This window comes from Sulfurimonas sp. NW15 (assembly GCF_051132285.1).
Classification (GTDB): Bacteria; Campylobacterota; Campylobacteria; order Campylobacterales; family Sulfurimonadaceae; genus Sulfurimonas; species Sulfurimonas hydrogeniphila.
The window spans coordinates 1,889,615-1,906,204 of the sequence record NZ_CP093237.1 but is presented as its reverse complement, the minus strand read 5'-3'; the positions used below and the strand labels follow the sequence as shown (position 1 = coordinate 1,906,204).

Genomic DNA, 16,590 nt, shown 5'->3' with positions numbered 1-16,590 from the left:
GAGCAAAAAATTTATGAAAGCAAGATACCTTTTTTTCTAATTTCCTCTTTTAAAAGTTCACTTGCACTATTAAGATGTATCAAATCAATTGGCAAATCTAAATCTTTAAGCAAAAGGTATTTAAAAAATTGCACTTTCGCTTTTTTAAAACCATCTTTTGAGATGTTTGCATCAACTGCTATATCAAAATCACCTCCTGCTTTTGCATCATCTATTCTGCTTCCAAAAAGTATGAGTTTACATACTCCAAAAGCCTCTTGTGAAGCTTTTTGAAACTCATTTTTGAGGTAGTTCGATACTCGCATCATATCTCCTTATAAAGGCAAAAACTTTAAAAACAACATCTTCTAAAAACACAAATTGCTCTACACAATATTTCAGATCATTTAAAGCCTCTTGAAGTTCATCTGGATAATCATGTTCTAAATCATTTCTGACATTTCTAAACTCTATCCATCTGTCTAAAGAGATAATCTCCTCTTTTTCAACGAGTGTCAATACCTCACTCATTTTAGAATAACTAATACCTGCACTATCAAGTAAACTTGAAAAAACTTTTGCTCCAAGATAGTCTTGCAGGGCAGAAAACCGTTTTAAATATGCCTCTAAAACAGCTTTTTGAGGAGTATTCAGATAAAAAAACTGCTCCTTAGAAAAATCAAATTTCATTGTTTCAATAAACTCTTTATACTCTTTGAGTGCATCATAGTGTTTTTTGACTTTTTGAAGTTGCCTGTGTAAAACATTCATACGATTTCCTTTGAAGTATTATAGCAAATATGCTCTTACATCAGTTTCAATCTTCTCTCTTAAAGAATCAGGTGAAACAACTTTCATATGTGGAATCCACTTTTTTACAAGATCTTCTATCTCCATCTCCTGTGTTACCGTAAATGAGAACAATATACTTCCATCATTCTTTTGCTCTATAATCTTTTGAGAAGGTAAAAATTGTTTCATCTTGAAATATTTTGCTTTCTTTGGGCTTACTTCTACCACTACCTCTATAAGGTGTTTTCTAAAAGATGGCGTATATTTGGGGTAGGGGGTTTGTATGGTTTTTACAAAGTCAACTATATCTGGATTATGATGAAATGTTTTTTTATGAAGCACAATATCTGTAATATTTGTAACTCTAAAAATACTAAAAGGATATGCCTCATTTGCATTCTCACCCACAAGATAAAAGTTTTCATTGATAAAGAGAATTTTATAAGGTTTGAGCTCATAGCTGTTTTCCCCTTCGGATTCTTGTTGTGTGATGGTGATATATTGCTTGTATGTGATTGCTCTCTCCATCTCACGCAGAAGCTTGACATCCTGTTTCTTTGTTTCAAAAGGTTTTGTGACAAATTCATAACACTCTTTTGATTTTTGGATTTTTGTATTGATAATTTTCTTATCATTCTCATCTATATTTAAACTCTCTAAAATATTGTTTCTTTGTGCAATATTAAAAGTCTGTACCATTAAAGCTAAGGTGTCTTGATCTAAAAAGTTGTTAAAGATCTCTTTTGTTATCGCTTTATAACATCCCTTTTCACCCTTGCCACCGCGAATAAGATCAAAACTCTCAGGAAAATACTCTTTGATTACATCAAGATCTCTACGGATTGTTTTTTCACTTTTTCCAAACCACATTGCATCGTTTTGTAAAACATCAATACAAACTTTTTCTCCACTGTTAAATCTTTTTAAAAGTTCTAAAACTCTCGCTGTTTGATTGGTTGTCATAACACACCTTCAAATTGTTTTAGAAAATTATAACCTTATTTTTGGTCATATTTTGTCTAATGGTGATATGAGTAAGATTAAACCCAGAAAAAACTATATCTTTTTCTGGAAAAGATAAGAAGGAATTGCCCTAATGAAGCTCTATGATAAGGTATTTAATTTTATTGCTGGTCATGGTAGGGGAGGTGGGTATATTCTCCAAGTGATTTATTTGAAAATTAATCCTTGCCAAGCATCAGGAATGTCTAATAAAGCATCTTTAATGCTTCTTAGACTGCATCCGTTAAGAATCTGTTTGGAGTGACCTTGTTTTTGCATTGATTTTCGTAATGTATCCATTGCAACTTGGCGGATAAGCTTTATTTCTATAAAAAAAGATTACAATACGTTTATAATTCTAAGGAGAAACAATGAAAATACGAAATCTTTTATGTCTGAGTGGAATGCTTCTGCTTTCTACAACACTCTTTGCCGGCGAAGTTCCTGAGGAAGCGGATGCTTCTCGCGCACATATTGAGGCAAAACACCATGAAGAAGGAAACCTTTATATCGTTGCCAAAGGACTGTTGAGTTTAGGTGACAATTATACGGAAGAAGCAAAAGGCACAGAACCTGAAGCGATTTTAAAAGGTGACACCGGACAGGGTTTCGGAATTGATTTGGGATATAGACTGGGCTATGGTTTTGCTACAGAATTTGATTTTTCATACACACATACTACGGTTACAAAATCTGTTGTTGGTGAGGCAGATGTAAGTGCGGGAGCAGATTATTACAGTTACGGTATAGATTTGCTGTACGGATATCATGTAAATGAGGAAATTGTTCTTTTTGGAAAAGCAGGATGGGAAATTGAGAAAGAAAAAATCAGTGCTTTTGGTATTGACGGAACCAATGACGGATTTACCTATGCTGCCGGAATGGAATACGGTCTCTCTTCGCATTGGGCACTCATAGGAGAGTATGAAGGCTCTTTAATAGACGGTCCGCGCGGAAATAACATTTTTGCCGGTGTCAGTTATACTTTTTAAAACATTCAGACAGTATCTGTGAGCAGAATCTTTCTGCTCATATAAAAAAATACTGTTTCTTCTCCTTATCGCTTAACTGGATAAAGCAGTCCCCTCCTAAGGGATAGCTCGTGGTTCGAGTCCACGTAGGGAGACCACCTATCAATTTAATGCAATCCAATAAATACATTTTAACCCCTAAAATACGAACTTTTAAGTACTTATTCTATAAAATACAAACAACTGCAATATAATACAATTAACAAATTTAAGGGATAACTTTAGGGATTAGTGGTAATATACTGTTATCCTTATGAAAAGAGTTATCCCTATGGCACGAAAAACGACACCTTTAACAGATACAGAAATAAGCAAAGCAAAACCAAAAGCAAAAGAGTACAAGCTTTTTGATGGTGGAGGACTTTATCTCTCTATAAGCCCTAAGGGTGGTAAATGGTGGCGATTAAAATACCTATTTGAAAACAAAGAGTATAGAATATCTTTAGGTACCTATCCAAGCACACCGCTAAAAGAAGCAAGAAAACAAAGAGATGAACTAAAAGAAAAAATAGCTTTAGGGATAAATCCAAGTTCAGAACGAAAAGCAGAAAAGTTATCCCTTAAAACAAAACAAGATGAAGCAAAAAACACTCTTAGTCATGTAGCTGATGAGTTTTTTATGCAAATTATAGAGAGTGTTACACCTAAGTATCATAAGAAGTTGAGAAGTTACTATGATAATCACGTGAAAGCCCCGTTAGGAACAAAACCAATCAAAGAGATACAAAGGGTTGATATTTTATCAATTGTTGATACAATGCAAGATAAGGGTATATTTGAAAGCACAAAAAAAACAATAAATCTTTTAGAGAGAATTTACAAATATGCAATAGTTAGGGAGTATGTAGAGCATAATATTGTTGCCGATTTTGATAAGAAAATAGTTATCAAGAAAAGGGCAGTGAAACATCATGCATTTTTTAAAGATGATAATATGATAAAGATACTGTTAGAAGCTGTAAATAATTATCAAGGCGAGATAGTTACAAAGTATGCTTTAAAAATTATTCCATATTTAGCAGTAAGACCGATAGAGTTGAGATCGTTAAGATGGGAGTATATCAACTTTAAAGATAATCTCATAACAATACCAGCTGATAAAATGAAGATGAGAAAAGAGCACTTAATTCCTATGACTTCAACAGTTAAGAAGATGATACAAGAGCTACAAGAGTTCACAAGTGATAAGCCATATTTATTTGCAAACGCAGTCTATAAAGATAGATACATGAGTGAGAACACGATTAATGTAGCACTTAGACGAATGGGATTTAGTAAAGATGAGATAGTATCTCACGGTTTTAGAAGTATGTTTAGCACTATTGCAAATGAAAAAAGCCCTTTTAGTCGTGATGTAATTGATACGCAATTAGCTCATAGTGTAGGAAGCAGTGTAAGCCAAGCATATAACCGTGCCAAGTATCTTGATGAGAGAGTGGAGCTTATGCAGTGGTGGAGTGATTATCTTGATGAGGTGCAAAGATGATAACACAATGGATTAAAAAAATTTCAGAGCAATATAATTTAATAGACTCTCTTGTACTAAGGAGTAATGATTTTTATAGTTTAAATTCAAAAATAAAAGATATTCAAAAAAGAGAAATCTTTATAGTTCCGCCAGCAGATATAAATAAAATTGCAAATAATATCACTAAGTTAGCGGATAGAATTCCAGATGTCAGGAAAGGCTTAGATGTTTTAAATAAAACAGCAGCAGGTGCTTTTTTTTGGGAAGATGAACAAGAACAAGCTGAATTTGTTATAGAACTTATAAAGTTAAATATTTTAGTTAGAAATATTAGTAAAGAGATAGGGCTTGATAATGCGATGAAAATACAGTTTTATTATGTTATTAAAATATTTAAACATTATCTTAATATTAAAAAAAGAGTTCCATTAGAAAAGTATGCAAATATCTCTATTACTTTGATGTTTGGAGAGTTGAAAGAGCGACAATATAAAATTACAAATGATATTTTAGAAAAAACTTGCATAAATATCACATTTAGATACTACAATTAAAATCAATTTCTTAAATATTTAAATACACAGCACACACTACATACTTTAAAACTTAAACTTACTTAAGCTTAGATAACTCCTTGTTTAAGCTTTGTAGTAAATCACACTCTCAAAAAAAATATAATACATTACAAATAAGTTTAAACAAATACATCAAAAAACTATAATTGATGTATAGCCACCCTTTGGCAAGGGCGAACACTTTTAAGAGTGTTTGGAGTTATTACAATGGAAAAGCGATATTACAGAGCTAAAGAAGTAGCGGTGTATTTAGGCGTATCAATTACAACAGTATGGAACTATGCAAAAGATGGGAGATTAACTCCTAAGAAGTTATCTAATCACGCAACAGTTTTTGATATTAAAGAAGTAGAAACACTTTTTGATAATGTAGAGGTGGCTTAATATGAAAACTTTAAGTCATAAACTACACATATTAAAAACGCTACTTGAAAGTGATGTAAAACTCACGGCTACAGACTTTAGCTATGTATCAAATGCAAATCAATACTTTTGTGAATTGGAACTTCAAGGGCTGATAAAAAGCGAATGGGGCAAAAAAGGAAATGCAAAAGTAAAACTTAGATATGTGCCAAATGAGATAAGAGAAAAAGCGAGTAAATTTCTCTCAACTCACATAAAATCAAATGAAGCCCAGAACGGCAAAGATTGACTCAATGAACTTTAGTAGCAAAAACTTAGAAGCATATTTTATCAATGATGATTATATCATAGAAACAGTCAAAAGCATAGGTGTATTCAATCCTGATGCCTGGTTGGAAGCATTTAAAAAGCCTCTCACTAAAAACATAGTGGAAGCTAAAATCTTGCATACATCAACAGGCTTGACGCTGCCTATCAAACGACACAGCAGAAGCCAGACAAAGCAAACTTTAGAGTTTGCAGGGCTACACAGTTACAATGAGAAATCAAAGCTTTTAAGTGAGCTACTAAGCAGTTTATTGGAGCATATACAAAACGAGCAGGTCACACGGCTTGATGTAGCGATAGACTTCAAAGGAAAGATACCGAACAGAGTGATAAAAAAACTTTGTGAAGATAGAGATCCTCTTAGAAGATGGAATACGACCTACTACAAAAGCAAGAGTGAAAAAAAGCAAAACTATTATATGAATATCAAGACTTATTCTAAGTCAAACAAAGAGAAACTTAGAGAAGAAATAAATAGGCTTGAGTTTGTATTTATGAGAGATTATCTCAAAAAAGTACAGGTCAAAGATATTGAAAAATCTTTTAAAAGAATTGCAAAAAGTATAAAGAAATTTAGCGGTCTTGATGTGCAAATCTCATACCTTTAAGTTATATACTAAGAAATTCTTGCAAAACATCCACTTAAGCCCAAGAAATAGGGCTTTATCGGGTGTTAAAAACTGAACACAAAAAAAGGACAAAAAAAGATGAAAAATACAGCAGTAAAAACAAAAGAAAAATATGAGAGAAAACTTGCAAAAGCGATCTCTAAAAGTGGCGGGATTACTCTTACAAATAATGGTGCAAATATTGACTATGTTTCACTTGCAGAACCAAAAGGATTATATGCAGTCGATAACTTTGATATTGAACTCGTAGCAGTAGAAGCAATAGTGCAGGAAGTATCAACAGGCAAAGTTTTTGCATTTAACGAAGAGTTTGGAGTGATGGGCATAGAGTTTGATTTTATGGGGAGTAAAGAAGATTGTTATAAATATCTACTTGATGATGCAGGAGAGAGTAAAAAAGAAAATCTGGCAGAAACAATTGCAAGTATCTATTTTAATGTTCACAAAGGCAAAGAGAAAATATACCCAAATGAGGTTATTAAGTTTGAAGAAGTGTAGCAAAGAGTAAATACATACAAATCTACTTCTAAGTTTAAATAATGGCTTAGAGGTACTTTAAATGCAATATTACAAGGCAAAAACAATGAACGACAATAGCCGAATAAGACCGTATATTGATACAAGGATTGTTATCCTGCTGGAACGGTTGAGAGAGATACAAGGCGTATCAGTTGGCAAAATATTAACGGCTCTTCTCTATGAGTCAGAAACATTTAAAACGCTGATTGAAAATTATTATGATGCAACAGATAAAGAACTGAAAAAGATATTTTTAGGACTACCCTTTGATGCTGATAAATGTAAGAATAAACAATCTTAAAAAAGGACAGAAAAAATGGATAAAAATTTAGTGATGATGGCACTCAAAGAGATACCACGCATAAGTAAAAATCTCAATAATGGCAATGATGATGCAAAATCAGAGATGCGAGTAATAATTGCCGCATTAAAAAATGCACAGCCTGAACAGGGAATGGCAATGGCAATGGCAAGTACATCATTTTTATTAAAAGCAGTTGAGGGAAGACCTATAAGTGAGGATATGGCACGAACTATAAAAGATAGTGCCTTAAAAGAGTTGGCTTGTAAATTCAATTGTGAAGCTGATTTTAAAGATGAGAATAAAATACAAATGTTAAAAGGACTTTTAAAATGAGTGAACACAGAGAAATAATCGCAGCACTTCAAAAAATACCGAGCTTGATAAAAGAGTTTAATAAGCTTGATAAGTCAATCGCTGGTACAGATGAGAAGAAAAAAGCATTATCAAAAGAAGATTATCAACTTCTTATATTGAATTTCGATGCAAAAGATGCAAGAGGTACAGGCTTAAAAGCAAAGATATTGAGAACAGGACACGAACTATCAAGTGCAAAACCTGATTTTAATTTGTCGTGTCAAAACATCAACGCTCTGCATAACTATGTGAAAGTCATTGGTAAAGATGCGATGAGTGAGAGAGTCTCAAAACAATTAGAGTTGTCGGAGTTGTTGGAAGTTCAAAAAGAGTTTCAATCAATCAATGATTTTTTAGATGATGCAAAGATAAAAGCATTAAACACATACTTAAAAGGGAAATAGAAAAATGACTTACAGAGAAGCCGCAACTTACACAAACAGAAGCACGATAGAGATTAAAACAGAGTTTGAGGACATCCTCGAGGCATTAGAAGAAGCAGGGATTAAACAAGAGATTACAATAGAGTTGTTAGATTTTTGGCTCAATGGAAGCGTACTTGTAAATTATGATATTTATCTCACACGGCTTGATGCTGAAAAGCTATTGAAAGATAAGGGAATTCCGACACGACACATAAGTCAGGCACTAAGAAGCGATGCACTTGATAAGTATGTACTCTTTAAAAATGTTTGTTTGAATTTTATCGGAGAAGAGCTTACAGCAGATTTTAAAACTCTTATACTTGATCCGATTAATGAAATGTATGTGAAGCCCTATGAAGCAAGCAAAGCACACAAAGCGAAACAGCTCAAAGTTGCCAGAGATTTAATAGTGAAGTTCAAGCCAGACTTAGGCAAAGCTATTGAACAGCTGCGAGGATTAGATCCTCATACAATAGCGGGAACTTTTGAAGAGACGATCCTCTTAAAGATGGAACAGATGCAGCACTTGATTATAAATCAGTTGGAAGCATAAATGCCAAGCATATCAAGAAAGATATGTGGCAAGCACGGCATCTATACAGGTGCCAAGTGTAGTGAGTGCAAAGCTGAAAGAGACAAGCACTACAACAAGACATCAAGAAACGAAGAGGCAACAGCCTTTTACAACTCTACCAAGTGGAGAAAGGTTAGGAAGCAGGTACTTATTCGAGACGGTGGCGTGTGTTGTGTTTGTGGTTGTGCAAATCAAAAGATGATAGTTGATCACATCAAAGAGATTAGTGACGGCGGGTGCAAACTATGTTACGACAACTTAAGAACGGTTTGTGTCTCATGTCATAACACAATCACAGCTGAAAATAAGAAGAACAGAGGACAATGAGAGTACACGGGGGCAGTATAAAATTCTGGGAAACTAAAGGCTGTTGTTTATCGAACATACAGTCACGAAGAAAAGAACTTGAAATTTCAAAATATTTGAAAAGGTAACATAAATAATAACATATAAGGAGGCTAAGAAGATGCACACGCAAAAAGAAGCTTTGATTATCTTAAATTGTAGCAAGATGACTCTATCAAGATATGTGAAAGAGGGTAAACTTGAAAGAGTGAAAAATGGAAGACGCACTTATTATGATGAACACGAAGTGGCGGTGCTTGTTAAAGAGATAGAGAACAAAAGAAGCAAATATCGAACAGACCTGCCCAAAAGAGAAAAGAAGAGAATAGAGCTACCTGCTGAAGTTAAAGAAGTATGTAGAAATATTGCATCCGCTGATAATTTAACAAAAGTTGGATATGAGTATCTTGCAGAAACAACATCATACTTGCAAAAGCTTAATTTGTACGAAGAGTGCGACAAAGAGATAATAGTCTTATATGCTCTATCTGTTCAAATGTATCATAAATATTTGCATTTAGCGACAGAGGCACAATGTACTTTTGTTAGCGATACAGGGGCGATTACATTACATCCTTATTTTAAAGTATTGCAACACCACGAGAAGATGATGTTAGCTTACGGCGATAGATTAGGACTTAATCCACTTGCAAGACAAAAGCTTGAACTAAAAAAAGACAATCGGACAGAGAAAGAGAAACAAGAACAAGAATTAATGGACTCTATTCTGTTTGGAGATGATTAATCTTTAAATAATCATAGTAGGTTTGGCAACCTACTACCTACTACACAAAACTACTCACATATAAATAAAATCCAAGTTATGCTAAAATACACAAATAACTGCTATAAGAAAAAAATAAATAAATTTAGTCACATTGATTTTTAGGGATAATTTTAGGGAGTATAATATTTAACAATTAAGAAAACTCCTATAAATAGGCATTATATTAACTTCTTTGGTTTCACGTAGGGAGACCAAAAAAAGGCAAAACTTTTGAAATACTTTTTCTTTGCTTTATTGTTTTTTTTACAACTTCATGCACAAATTACTGCGTATAAAATTACCCCAGACAATACTTTACATGTAACAAAACAAAAAATAAAAATACTTGATGCAAAAGTGCTGCTTTTTCAAAAGAAAAAAGGGATTCCTCTTCATGAAATTTCAGATCTTGTGTATGAAAACGGGTTTGTTTATTTTGTCAGTGACCAGGGATATTTATATAAATTTTTCATAAATATTCGAAAGAATAAAATCAGCAGTTTGCAATATCTGGATGCCTATGTTTTGAAAAATAAAAAAGGGCAGACGTTAAAAAATAAAAAAAGGGATGCGGAAGGTTTGGCACTTTGCAAAGACAGACTGCTGGTATCGTTTGAGAGAAAACAGCGTGTTGTTTGGTACTCAAAAAACGGATTGAAAATAAAGAAAATAAAAATTCATAAAGATCTGCAAAACAAAAATAATTATGCCAGTAAAAACAAAGGGCTCGAAGCCGTTACATGTAATGACAAATATGGTGTTGTGACGGCACCGGAACTGCCGCTGAAAAATACAGATGTAAAATATCATACACTTTATACGAAAGATCAAATATTTAAATTCAGTGCTGGTGGCAGTATAGTAGGCATGGAGTTTTTTTCAGAAAATACTGTTTTGGTACTGCTGCGTGATTTTAGTTATTTGACACGCAGACGGGTAACTGCTTTGATGAAAGTATACTTAGATACATGCAGTGAGTTCAGAGTGTGCAAAAGTGAAGTTTTAGCTAAACTTGACTCCTCAAACGGTTGGAAACTTGATAATTTTGAAGGCTTGACACATATGTATGCAAACAAATATTTGATGGTCAGTGATGACAATGAGAATATGCTGCAAAAAACACTTTTGGTGCTTTTTGAAATAAAGCCCTAAGTGTTGATTTTATCTTTAATCACTTTTGCAAGTTCACAGCATTGAGTGATTTTTTGCGTATAGTTTATATCATTATTGAGTAAAATTTTTACAAAAGCACTCCCGACTATGACCCCGTCAGCACCTTGCACTTTTTCTTTTGCTGTTTTTTCGTTTACACCGAAACCTACATATACGGGTGTTTGTGTGTATTTTTTGATAGAGTGCAAAAAAGGCTGCAGATCTTCTGCCGTACCTGAGCCTGTAATACCGGTGTAAGCAACCATATAGATGAACTTTTGCGCATCGCTGACAACAGTCTGTATCCTCTCTTCGCTGTCTGTGGGGGCAACAAAAGAGATGTTTGCAATACCGTTGCTTTGAAATAAATCTTTGTATGTCAACGCCTCTTCATGGGGAACATCCGGAATAATCAGTCCGTTTATGCCAAGTTCTTTTGCCAAAGGAATGAGATTTTGCATGTTTTGCTGGTAAAAACTGTTGAAATAACCCATCCAGAGTGTATCTACCTGAGGGGCAATCTCTTTGGAAATTTCAAGCAAATCTTTAAATTTAAATCCAAGTTCAAGTGATTTGTGATTTGCTTTTTCTATGAGAGGACCATCAGCTACAGGGTCTGAAAAAGGAACACCGAGTTCCAAAGTGTCGACACCGCTTTGTGCAAGGGCGAGACTCAAGTCAACTGTAAAAGATTTTTCCGGATAGCCGGATGTTATGTATGCTACTAAGTTTTTCAAATTATTTTTCCAAGTCAGGGATTTTTAATAAGGAGTATTTTATTTTACTGAGTTTGTTGTTCTGTCTCAAGTCGTCATTCCAAACAGCAAACATATCACTGATATTTAACAGCCAGTCTGTTGTTTCATCACTGACAGGCGGTTTTTTTTGACGTAAAGATTCAAGCTCATCTTCAACAAAAGCAGCCAGTTTATTCATTGGTATGATTTTCAAATAACCGCTTGCTGATTTTATATTATGAAATACACGAAAAAGTTCATTGACACTTCTTTCGTACATATTGGGTTTTGAAAGGTCAAGAATCATAACTTCCATGCTCTCAACCATCATAGCATAGTGATCCAAAAACTCATCAATAATTTCAAAATCAAAGTTTTCTTCTAAATCACTTCTTACACCCATAAAATAATTCTCCTGTATAGTTCAGATTATAGCAATTTTTGGCTAAAATACATCTATATAATATAATAAAGAGTTTTAAAATGAGTAAAAAATTAACGATAACAGCTATAAAAAAAAGAAAGGGTGAAAAGCCTTTGGTAATGATAACGGCCTATGACGCACTCTTTGCAAAACTGCTCGAACCAAGTGCAGATATGATTTTGGTTGGTGACAGTTTAAATATGAGCTTTGCAGGCCGCAATGATACAATCAGTACCACATTGGAACAAATGATTTATCACACAAATGCCGTTTGTAAAGGGGCACCAAACAGTTTTGTGATTTGTGATATGCCTTTTGGAACCTATACATGTAAAGAAGATGCTTTACGTAATGCTATAAAAGTTTTTCAAAAGACACCGGCAGACTGTGTGAAGATAGAAGGCGGAACAGACAAAGCAGAGATTATTCAACATTTGACAGAGAACGGCATTGCAGTATGTGGACATATAGGACTTTTGCCACAGTCGGTAAGAAGTGAAGGCGGATACAAAGTCAAAGGGAAAAGTGCTGATGAAAGAGAACAACTCCTCAAAGATGCCAAGGCAGTTGAAGAAGCAGGTGCCTTTTGTATGGTGATAGAAGGAACAAAAGCCGAGGTTGCAAAAGAAGTTGCACAAAGTGTGACGATACCGGTTATAGGAATAGGTGCAGGTGCTGATGTAGACGGCCAGGTTTTGGTATTTTCTGATATGTTGGGATTTTTTGAAGAATTTACTCCAAAATTTGTAAAAAAATATCTTGATGGGGCCACTCTGGTTAAAAAAGCTTTGCAAGAGTATGCGGATGAGGTTGTGAACCGTAAATTTCCGACAGAGGAACATATATACTAATGGAAAGAGTTGTAGATATTGAAACTTTTTCTCTTGAAGAAGAGAGCAGCGAAGTTACATTACGTCCTGATGCCTGGAGTGAATATATAGGGCAGGAACAGATTAAAAAGAATCTTGCTGTTTTTATAGAAGCTTCAAAAAAAAGAGACGAAGCACTTGATCATGTTTTGTTCTACGGACCTCCGGGACTTGGTAAAACAACTTTAGCCTTGATTATCGCCAATGAAATGAATGCAAATATTAAAGTGACAGCCGCACCGATGATAGAAAAAAGCGGTGATTTGGCAGCAATTCTGACAAACCTGGAAGAGGGGGACATTCTCTTTATCGATGAAATACACAGGCTCTCTCCTGCCGTTGAAGAAATCCTATACTCTTCTATGGAAGACTATAGAATAGATATTATCATCGGCAGTGGTCCTGCTGCACAGACGGTCAAGATTGATTTGCCTCGATTTACGCTTATAGGAGCGACAACACGGGCGGGAATGCTTTCAAATCCATTAAGAGACAGGTTTGGTATGAGTTTTCGCATGAATTTTTACAATCAGGAAGAACTGGCAAAAATCATTGTGCAGGCATCGAATAAGCTCGAATGCCAAATCATTCATGAAGCGGCTCTGGAGATTGCAAAAAGAAGTCGTGGAACACCACGTATTGCCCTGCGTCTGTTGCGTCGCGTGAGAGATTTTGCGGAAGTTGCCGATGAAAAAAATATAAATCATCAGCGTACCCGATATGCATTGGATGAACTGGGCATCAATTCACACGGTTTTGATGAAATGGATCTGCGTCTGCTGACGCTTTTAGCAAGTGCCAAAGGACGTGCAATGGGGCTGAGCACTATCGCGGCAGCCTTGAGTGAAGATGAGGGAACGGTAGAAGATGTTTTGGAACCGTATCTGCTTGCAAACGGTTATTTGGAACGGACAGCAAAGGGCAGACGGGCAACACCCGCAACCTACGATGTCTTAAATATGTCATGTGTAAATGAAGACGGGACACTTTTTTAGATGAAATCACAATATTTTATAGCTGTTTTGTTTGCTACTTCTTTGTATTGGATGTATCTTCTGTATGAACCTTTTTTGCTTGTGATGACTATTGCCGCTTTATTGGCAATTTCTACGGCTACGATCAATAACTATTTTGAAGAGTTGTTTTCCTCTCGTTTGTTGGCGGCATTTGTATCAAGTCTGCTGCTTGCCATGCTCTTTTTTGCACCGCTTGGTTACTTTTTGGCAACACTCACAATCAAGCTGAACAATTTGGAGCCGAGCAGTTTGCAAAATATAGAACTCTATATAAACGGGCTGATTACCAATCCACCGAAATTTCTGCTCTTTTTAAAACCTTATCTTGCAGATTCTTTAAAAGGAATAGATATCAACAGTTTGACTACAAATGCTTTACATGTAGCTGCAAAAATTGGAACATTCAGTGCAGGTTTTGTAAAAAATGCTTTTTTGGTCATTGTTTTTTACTTTTTTGCTTTGTATAACGGTTCTACAATTGTAGAGTTTCTCAAACGTGTTGTCCAGATGTCTGTTGAAGACAGTACTTTACTTGCACGGGAACTCTCCGCTGTTATGAGTGTTGTTTTTTATTCCATCATCGCTACGGCAATGTTTGAAGGTGCACTCTTTGGTATAGCAGTCTCTTTTATGGGCTATAACGGCCTGCTCTTTGGCATTATGTACGGATTTGCTTCTTTACTTCCTGTTATAGGAGGAATTTTAATGTGGCTTCCGTTTATGATTTATGAATTTTCGGTAGGACATAATGCAAATGCTGTTTTTATAGCACTCTATTCAATTATTGTGATTTCCATTATAGCAGATACTTTTGTGAAGCCTTTGATAATTAAGGAGATAAACAATCGACTGCTCAAAGAGAGTGATGCACAGCTCAACGAACTTGTTATTTTCTTTGCAATTATTGCAGGGCTGACAACTTTCGGATTTTGGGGAATGATTTTAGGGCCTGCAATAACAGCTTTTTTTCTTGCAATTTTAAAACTTTTTGAAGCCAGAACGCAAGAGTGTGAAACAAAAAATCAGGTATAAATTTCGGGTTTGTCGTTTTTCCATCGACGATGGAGCCAAAACCAAAACTTTGGCTCTTTTTTGATGATGGAAGTGAGCCAGTCGGCTTGGAGCTGTGTTGCTTTTTGTATATCTTCTTTTTCATTCTCTGTTTTATCAACTTTTATCTCATCAGCTATAATTATTGTGTAATTTTCTTCATCATCAGTTCGTATGTGTACGGGCACTATGGCGGCATTGAATTTGCGTGCCAAATAAGCAGGCGTTGCCGTCATACGCAGCGGTTTGCCTAAAAAATTCACCATAACACCCTCTTTCTCATTGATATTGGTATCTATTAAAATCCCGCTGGCTTTTCCCTGTTTTATAAGGCGTATAAGAGGTTTGACAACATTTGTTTTTTCAAGATTGGTGTTGCCAAATCTTGCTCTTGCATCGAGCAGCCATTTTTCATAGATTCTGTTTTTGAGCTTTTTGTAAACAGGAGCAATGGGTTCTACATGTAAAGCAAGTCCTGCCGCACCAAGTTCCCAGGCACAGTAATGCGGAGTCACATAAATAACGGCACGGCCTTCTTTGTGAATTCTCTCAATTTCTTTTTTATTTATTACTGTAATTCTCTTGGCAATTTCTTCTTTACTCAAATGGCGCATTTCCATAAGGTGTAAAAAGTTATAGAACAGGTTTTTAAAACTGTACCGTGTAATTTTTTCAATTTCTTCTTCACTCATTCTGTGGTCAAAAGCATAGTTGAGGTTTTGTTTGACAATACGGCGATATTTTTTTGATGTTTTATAGCCGATAAAGGCCAAAAATGTAAAAAATGCTTTGCGTGCCTTATGCGGCACTAGCATTAAAATATGTTCAATGACGAGGAGGAAATTATAGCCCATTAGTTAACAGCTCCTTTGCTTTTTGTGTGACATCTTCAGGACGAATTTCTTTAATGGAGAAGTCATTTTTATTAATTTTAAGAATATTTACCTTTGAGGGTGATTTGAGTGCTGTATTTTTTGGCGTTTCGTAAATCATTCTCGTGGTAGTCGGACCCAAAAGTGTAATGGAGGGAATATTTTGCGCCCATGCCAGATGTGTCGGACCGGTGTCATTCCCTATAAGCAGATCCATGCTCGATATAAAAGATACAAGTTCTCCCAATGTGAGTTTTGGTGCCAGTTCGGCATACTTGGAGTGTTGCACAATCCACTCAGCATCCTCTTTTTCAGATGCATTGCCCCAAATAATGTAACACTGCTCCTGGAGTCTATTGCAAATGTCCGCAACAGACTCTTTTGGATAAATTTTTGAAGGCCAGGAAGCGCCTATCACAAAGGCAATGTTTTTTTTCTCACGTTGCAGTGAAAATTCTTTTGTTTGTGAAAAAACGGGTTCTTTGTTTAAAATCATAGCATCCGTAATCTCAAATCCGAGAGCGTCAGCAACAACAAAGCAGTTGCGCTTTATAACATTTTCTTCATACGGGACAGAGGAGGTCGTTTTATAAAAAAGTGCGGCCAAAGATTCACGTATTGAATTTTTATCAAAACCATGGGTATTCTTCCCTATGATTCTGGCAACTGCTGCTGACTTTAAAAGTCCTTGCATATCTATTATAATATCATAATCGGGCAGCATAGAGAGCTCAGCGAATGTTTTTTGTAGCAAGGAAAAGCTTTTTGTCTTTTTGAGTTTTTTTAGATTGACAGTGTGAACTGTATGCAGGTGTTTGTTGTTTTGTAAAATATCTGAAAAAATCTCTTCACTTATCCAGTCTATTTTTGCATCAGGATACTCTTTTTTGATAAACTGCAATACAACTGCACTGTTGATTATATCTCCGAGTGCGGAGAGTCTGACAATAGCAATATTTTTAATATCTTTTTTCATCAATGACATTATACCAATAATAGTAAATCTTTGATATAATT

24 protein-coding genes and 1 tRNA gene are annotated in these 16,590 nt (G+C 35.1%); 18 read left to right on the top strand and 7 right to left on the bottom strand.

Annotation, left to right across the window (positions count from 1 at the left end):
* Nucleotides 1-11: 11 nt before the first annotated feature.
* Genes MLC52_RS09845 through MLC52_RS09835 form a run of 3 tightly spaced genes read right to left on the bottom strand, consistent with a single transcriptional unit; the run spans nucleotide 12 to nucleotide 1,734 of the window.
* Entirely contained in the window at nucleotides 12-308 is a 297-nt protein-coding gene (locus MLC52_RS09845; protein WP_346389834.1) for a nucleotidyltransferase domain-containing protein, read from the bottom strand.
* A complete protein-coding gene (locus MLC52_RS09840; protein WP_346389835.1) occupies nucleotides 277-750 on the bottom strand; it encodes a hypothetical protein in 474 nt (157 codons plus the stop codon). Before MLC52_RS09840 ends, MLC52_RS09845 begins: the two co-directional genes overlap by 32 nt.
* A gap of 18 nt (nucleotides 751-768) precedes the next feature.
* A complete protein-coding gene (locus MLC52_RS09835) occupies nucleotides 769-1,734 on the bottom strand; it encodes a helix-turn-helix transcriptional regulator (RefSeq protein ID WP_434580231.1) in 966 nt (321 codons plus the stop codon).
* Between the two features lie 410 nt (nucleotides 1,735-2,144).
* On the opposite strand from MLC52_RS09835, the gene MLC52_RS09830 reads away from it, so the two are divergent.
* From MLC52_RS09830 to MLC52_RS09760, 15 genes are all read left to right on the top strand, one after another.
* The gene (locus MLC52_RS09830) at nucleotides 2,145-2,765 is read left to right on the top strand and encodes a porin family protein (RefSeq protein ID WP_346389837.1); all 621 of its coding nucleotides are present in this window, start codon (nucleotides 2,145-2,147) and stop codon (nucleotides 2,763-2,765) included.
* 61 nt (nucleotides 2,766-2,826) lie between these two features.
* A tRNA-Arg gene (locus MLC52_RS09825) sits at nucleotides 2,827-2,902 on the top strand.
* A 155-nt stretch (nucleotides 2,903-3,057) separates the two neighbouring features.
* Nucleotides 3,058-4,290: a tyrosine-type recombinase/integrase gene (locus MLC52_RS09820; protein ID WP_151899706.1), complete on the top strand. Its 1,233-nt coding sequence runs from the start codon at nucleotides 3,058-3,060 to the stop codon at nucleotides 4,288-4,290.
* Nucleotides 4,287-4,826 carry a hypothetical protein gene (locus MLC52_RS09815; protein WP_151899707.1) on the top strand — a complete coding sequence of 180 codons (540 nt, stop codon included), beginning with the start codon at nucleotides 4,287-4,289 and terminating at the stop codon, nucleotides 4,824-4,826. The genes MLC52_RS09820 and MLC52_RS09815 overlap by 4 nt, the downstream gene beginning before the upstream one ends.
* A 228-nt stretch (nucleotides 4,827-5,054) precedes the next feature.
* Nucleotides 5,055-5,231: a helix-turn-helix domain-containing protein gene (locus tag MLC52_RS09810; protein ID WP_151901481.1), complete on the top strand. Its 177-nt coding sequence runs from the start codon at nucleotides 5,055-5,057 to the stop codon at nucleotides 5,229-5,231.
* 1 nt (nucleotide 5,232) lies between these two features.
* On the top strand, nucleotides 5,233-5,499 hold the full coding sequence (locus tag MLC52_RS09805) for a hypothetical protein (protein WP_151899708.1): 267 nt from the start codon (nucleotides 5,233-5,235) through the stop codon (nucleotides 5,497-5,499).
* Between the two features lie 4 nt (nucleotides 5,500-5,503).
* Nucleotides 5,504-6,145 (top strand): hypothetical protein, encoded by a 642-nt coding sequence (locus tag MLC52_RS09800; protein ID WP_151899709.1) that lies wholly within the window; start codon nucleotides 5,504-5,506, stop codon nucleotides 6,143-6,145.
* 99 nt (nucleotides 6,146-6,244) lie between these two features.
* Nucleotides 6,245-6,664, top strand: coding sequence for a hypothetical protein (locus MLC52_RS09795; protein ID WP_151899710.1), 420 nt, complete (start codon nucleotides 6,245-6,247; stop codon nucleotides 6,662-6,664).
* A gap of 85 nt (nucleotides 6,665-6,749) precedes the next feature.
* Entirely contained in the window at nucleotides 6,750-6,986 is a 237-nt protein-coding gene (locus MLC52_RS09790; protein ID WP_434580227.1) for a hypothetical protein, read from the top strand.
* 15 nt (nucleotides 6,987-7,001) lie between these two features.
* Nucleotides 7,002-7,322 carry a hypothetical protein gene (locus MLC52_RS09785; RefSeq protein ID WP_151899712.1) on the top strand — a complete coding sequence of 107 codons (321 nt, stop codon included), beginning with the start codon at nucleotides 7,002-7,004 and terminating at the stop codon, nucleotides 7,320-7,322.
* Nucleotides 7,319-7,747: a hypothetical protein gene (locus MLC52_RS09780; protein WP_434580225.1), complete on the top strand. Its 429-nt coding sequence runs from the start codon at nucleotides 7,319-7,321 to the stop codon at nucleotides 7,745-7,747. The genes MLC52_RS09785 and MLC52_RS09780 overlap by 4 nt, the downstream gene beginning before the upstream one ends.
* Before the next feature lie 4 nt (nucleotides 7,748-7,751).
* Nucleotides 7,752-8,321, top strand: a complete 570-nt coding sequence (locus MLC52_RS09775) for a hypothetical protein (RefSeq protein ID WP_151899714.1) — start codon at nucleotides 7,752-7,754, stop codon at nucleotides 8,319-8,321.
* Nucleotides 8,322-8,669 carry an HNH endonuclease gene (locus tag MLC52_RS09770; protein WP_151899715.1) on the top strand — a complete coding sequence of 116 codons (348 nt, stop codon included), beginning with the start codon at nucleotides 8,322-8,324 and terminating at the stop codon, nucleotides 8,667-8,669.
* A gap of 139 nt (nucleotides 8,670-8,808) precedes the next feature.
* Nucleotides 8,809-9,432, top strand: coding sequence for a P27 family phage terminase small subunit (locus MLC52_RS09765; protein WP_151899716.1), 624 nt, complete (start codon nucleotides 8,809-8,811; stop codon nucleotides 9,430-9,432).
* 252 nt (nucleotides 9,433-9,684) lie between these two features.
* Complete coding sequence (locus MLC52_RS09760; protein ID WP_434580224.1) at nucleotides 9,685-10,605, top strand: esterase-like activity of phytase family protein; 921 nt, start codon at nucleotides 9,685-9,687, stop codon at nucleotides 10,603-10,605.
* Here the strand turns inward: MLC52_RS09760 and trpA are convergent.
* Together trpA and MLC52_RS09750 are read right to left on the bottom strand one after the other, a co-directional pair.
* Entirely contained in the window at nucleotides 10,602-11,342 is a 741-nt protein-coding gene (gene trpA / locus MLC52_RS09755) for a tryptophan synthase subunit alpha (protein WP_434580222.1), read from the bottom strand. The genes MLC52_RS09760 and trpA overlap by 4 nt on opposite strands.
* 1 nt (nucleotide 11,343) lies before the next feature.
* The gene (locus MLC52_RS09750) at nucleotides 11,344-11,745 is read right to left on the bottom strand and encodes an Hpt domain-containing protein (protein WP_151899719.1); all 402 of its coding nucleotides are present in this window, start codon (nucleotides 11,743-11,745) and stop codon (nucleotides 11,344-11,346) included.
* 80 nt (nucleotides 11,746-11,825) lie between these two features.
* Here MLC52_RS09750 and panB point away from each other — a divergent pair, with 80 nt between their 5' ends.
* Genes panB through MLC52_RS09735 form a run of 3 tightly spaced genes read left to right on the top strand, consistent with a single transcriptional unit; the run spans nucleotide 11,826 to nucleotide 14,683 of the window.
* Nucleotides 11,826-12,617 carry a 3-methyl-2-oxobutanoate hydroxymethyltransferase gene (gene panB, locus MLC52_RS09745; protein ID WP_418640645.1) on the top strand — a complete coding sequence of 264 codons (792 nt, stop codon included), beginning with the start codon at nucleotides 11,826-11,828 and terminating at the stop codon, nucleotides 12,615-12,617.
* Nucleotides 12,617-13,630: a Holliday junction branch migration DNA helicase RuvB gene (gene ruvB / locus MLC52_RS09740; protein WP_151899721.1), complete on the top strand. Its 1,014-nt coding sequence runs from the start codon at nucleotides 12,617-12,619 to the stop codon at nucleotides 13,628-13,630. The genes panB and ruvB overlap by 1 nt, the downstream gene beginning before the upstream one ends.
* Nucleotides 13,631-14,683 carry an AI-2E family transporter gene (locus tag MLC52_RS09735; RefSeq protein WP_418640643.1) on the top strand — a complete coding sequence of 351 codons (1,053 nt, stop codon included), beginning with the start codon at nucleotides 13,631-13,633 and terminating at the stop codon, nucleotides 14,681-14,683.
* On the opposite strand, the gene MLC52_RS09730 is transcribed toward MLC52_RS09735, so the two are convergent.
* Together MLC52_RS09730 and waaC are read right to left on the bottom strand one after the other, a co-directional pair.
* Nucleotides 14,674-15,555, bottom strand: a complete 882-nt coding sequence (locus tag MLC52_RS09730) for a lipid A biosynthesis lauroyl acyltransferase (RefSeq protein ID WP_434580219.1) — start codon at nucleotides 15,553-15,555, stop codon at nucleotides 14,674-14,676. The two genes, MLC52_RS09735 and MLC52_RS09730, sit on opposite strands and share 10 nt — an antisense overlap.
* Complete coding sequence (waaC, locus tag MLC52_RS09725) at nucleotides 15,545-16,549, bottom strand: lipopolysaccharide heptosyltransferase I (protein ID WP_434580217.1); 1,005 nt, start codon at nucleotides 16,547-16,549, stop codon at nucleotides 15,545-15,547. The genes MLC52_RS09730 and waaC overlap by 11 nt, the downstream gene beginning before the upstream one ends.
* Nucleotides 16,550-16,590: the final 41 nt, after the last annotated feature.

Bases quoted from the DNA above. Each gene is read 5' to 3' on its own strand.
- MLC52_RS09780 (WP_434580225.1), top strand. From the start codon at position 7,319: ATGAGTGAACACAGAGAAATAATCGCAGCACTTCAAAAAATACCGAGC.
- MLC52_RS09765 (WP_151899716.1), top strand. From the start codon at position 8,809: ATGCACACGCAAAAAGAAGCTTTGATTATCTTAAATTGTAGCAAGATG.
- MLC52_RS09795 (WP_151899710.1), top strand. From the start codon at position 6,245: ATGAAAAATACAGCAGTAAAAACAAAAGAAAAATATGAGAGAAAACTT.
- panB (WP_418640645.1), top strand. From the start codon at position 11,826: ATGAGTAAAAAATTAACGATAACAGCTATAAAAAAAAGAAAGGGTGAA.
- MLC52_RS09820 (WP_151899706.1), top strand. From the start codon at position 3,058: ATGAAAAGAGTTATCCCTATGGCACGAAAAACGACACCTTTAACAGAT.
- waaC (WP_434580217.1), bottom strand. From the start codon at position 16,549: ATGAAAAAAGATATTAAAAATATTGCTATTGTCAGACTCTCCGCACTC.
- MLC52_RS09805 (WP_151899708.1), top strand. From the start codon at position 5,233: ATGAAAACTTTAAGTCATAAACTACACATATTAAAAACGCTACTTGAA.
- MLC52_RS09845 (WP_346389834.1), bottom strand. From the start codon at position 308: ATGATGCGAGTATCGAACTACCTCAAAAATGAGTTTCAAAAAGCTTCA.
- MLC52_RS09750 (WP_151899719.1), bottom strand. From the start codon at position 11,745: ATGGGTGTAAGAAGTGATTTAGAAGAAAACTTTGATTTTGAAATTATT.
- MLC52_RS09790 (WP_434580227.1), top strand. From the start codon at position 6,750: ATGAACGACAATAGCCGAATAAGACCGTATATTGATACAAGGATTGTT.
- MLC52_RS09810 (WP_151901481.1), top strand. From the start codon at position 5,055: ATGGAAAAGCGATATTACAGAGCTAAAGAAGTAGCGGTGTATTTAGGC.
- MLC52_RS09735 (WP_418640643.1), top strand. From the start codon at position 13,631: ATGAAATCACAATATTTTATAGCTGTTTTGTTTGCTACTTCTTTGTAT.
- MLC52_RS09785 (WP_151899712.1), top strand. From the start codon at position 7,002: ATGGATAAAAATTTAGTGATGATGGCACTCAAAGAGATACCACGCATA.
- MLC52_RS09775 (WP_151899714.1), top strand. From the start codon at position 7,752: ATGACTTACAGAGAAGCCGCAACTTACACAAACAGAAGCACGATAGAG.
- MLC52_RS09800 (WP_151899709.1), top strand. From the start codon at position 5,504: ATGAACTTTAGTAGCAAAAACTTAGAAGCATATTTTATCAATGATGAT.
- MLC52_RS09840 (WP_346389835.1), bottom strand. From the start codon at position 750: ATGAATGTTTTACACAGGCAACTTCAAAAAGTCAAAAAACACTATGAT.
- ruvB (WP_151899721.1), top strand. From the start codon at position 12,617: ATGGAAAGAGTTGTAGATATTGAAACTTTTTCTCTTGAAGAAGAGAGC.
- MLC52_RS09835 (WP_434580231.1), bottom strand. From the start codon at position 1,734: ATGACAACCAATCAAACAGCGAGAGTTTTAGAACTTTTAAAAAGATTT.
- MLC52_RS09815 (WP_151899707.1), top strand. From the start codon at position 4,287: ATGATAACACAATGGATTAAAAAAATTTCAGAGCAATATAATTTAATA.
- MLC52_RS09770 (WP_151899715.1), top strand. From the start codon at position 8,322: ATGCCAAGCATATCAAGAAAGATATGTGGCAAGCACGGCATCTATACA.
- MLC52_RS09730 (WP_434580219.1), bottom strand. From the start codon at position 15,555: ATGGGCTATAATTTCCTCCTCGTCATTGAACATATTTTAATGCTAGTG.
- MLC52_RS09830 (WP_346389837.1), top strand. From the start codon at position 2,145: ATGAAAATACGAAATCTTTTATGTCTGAGTGGAATGCTTCTGCTTTCT.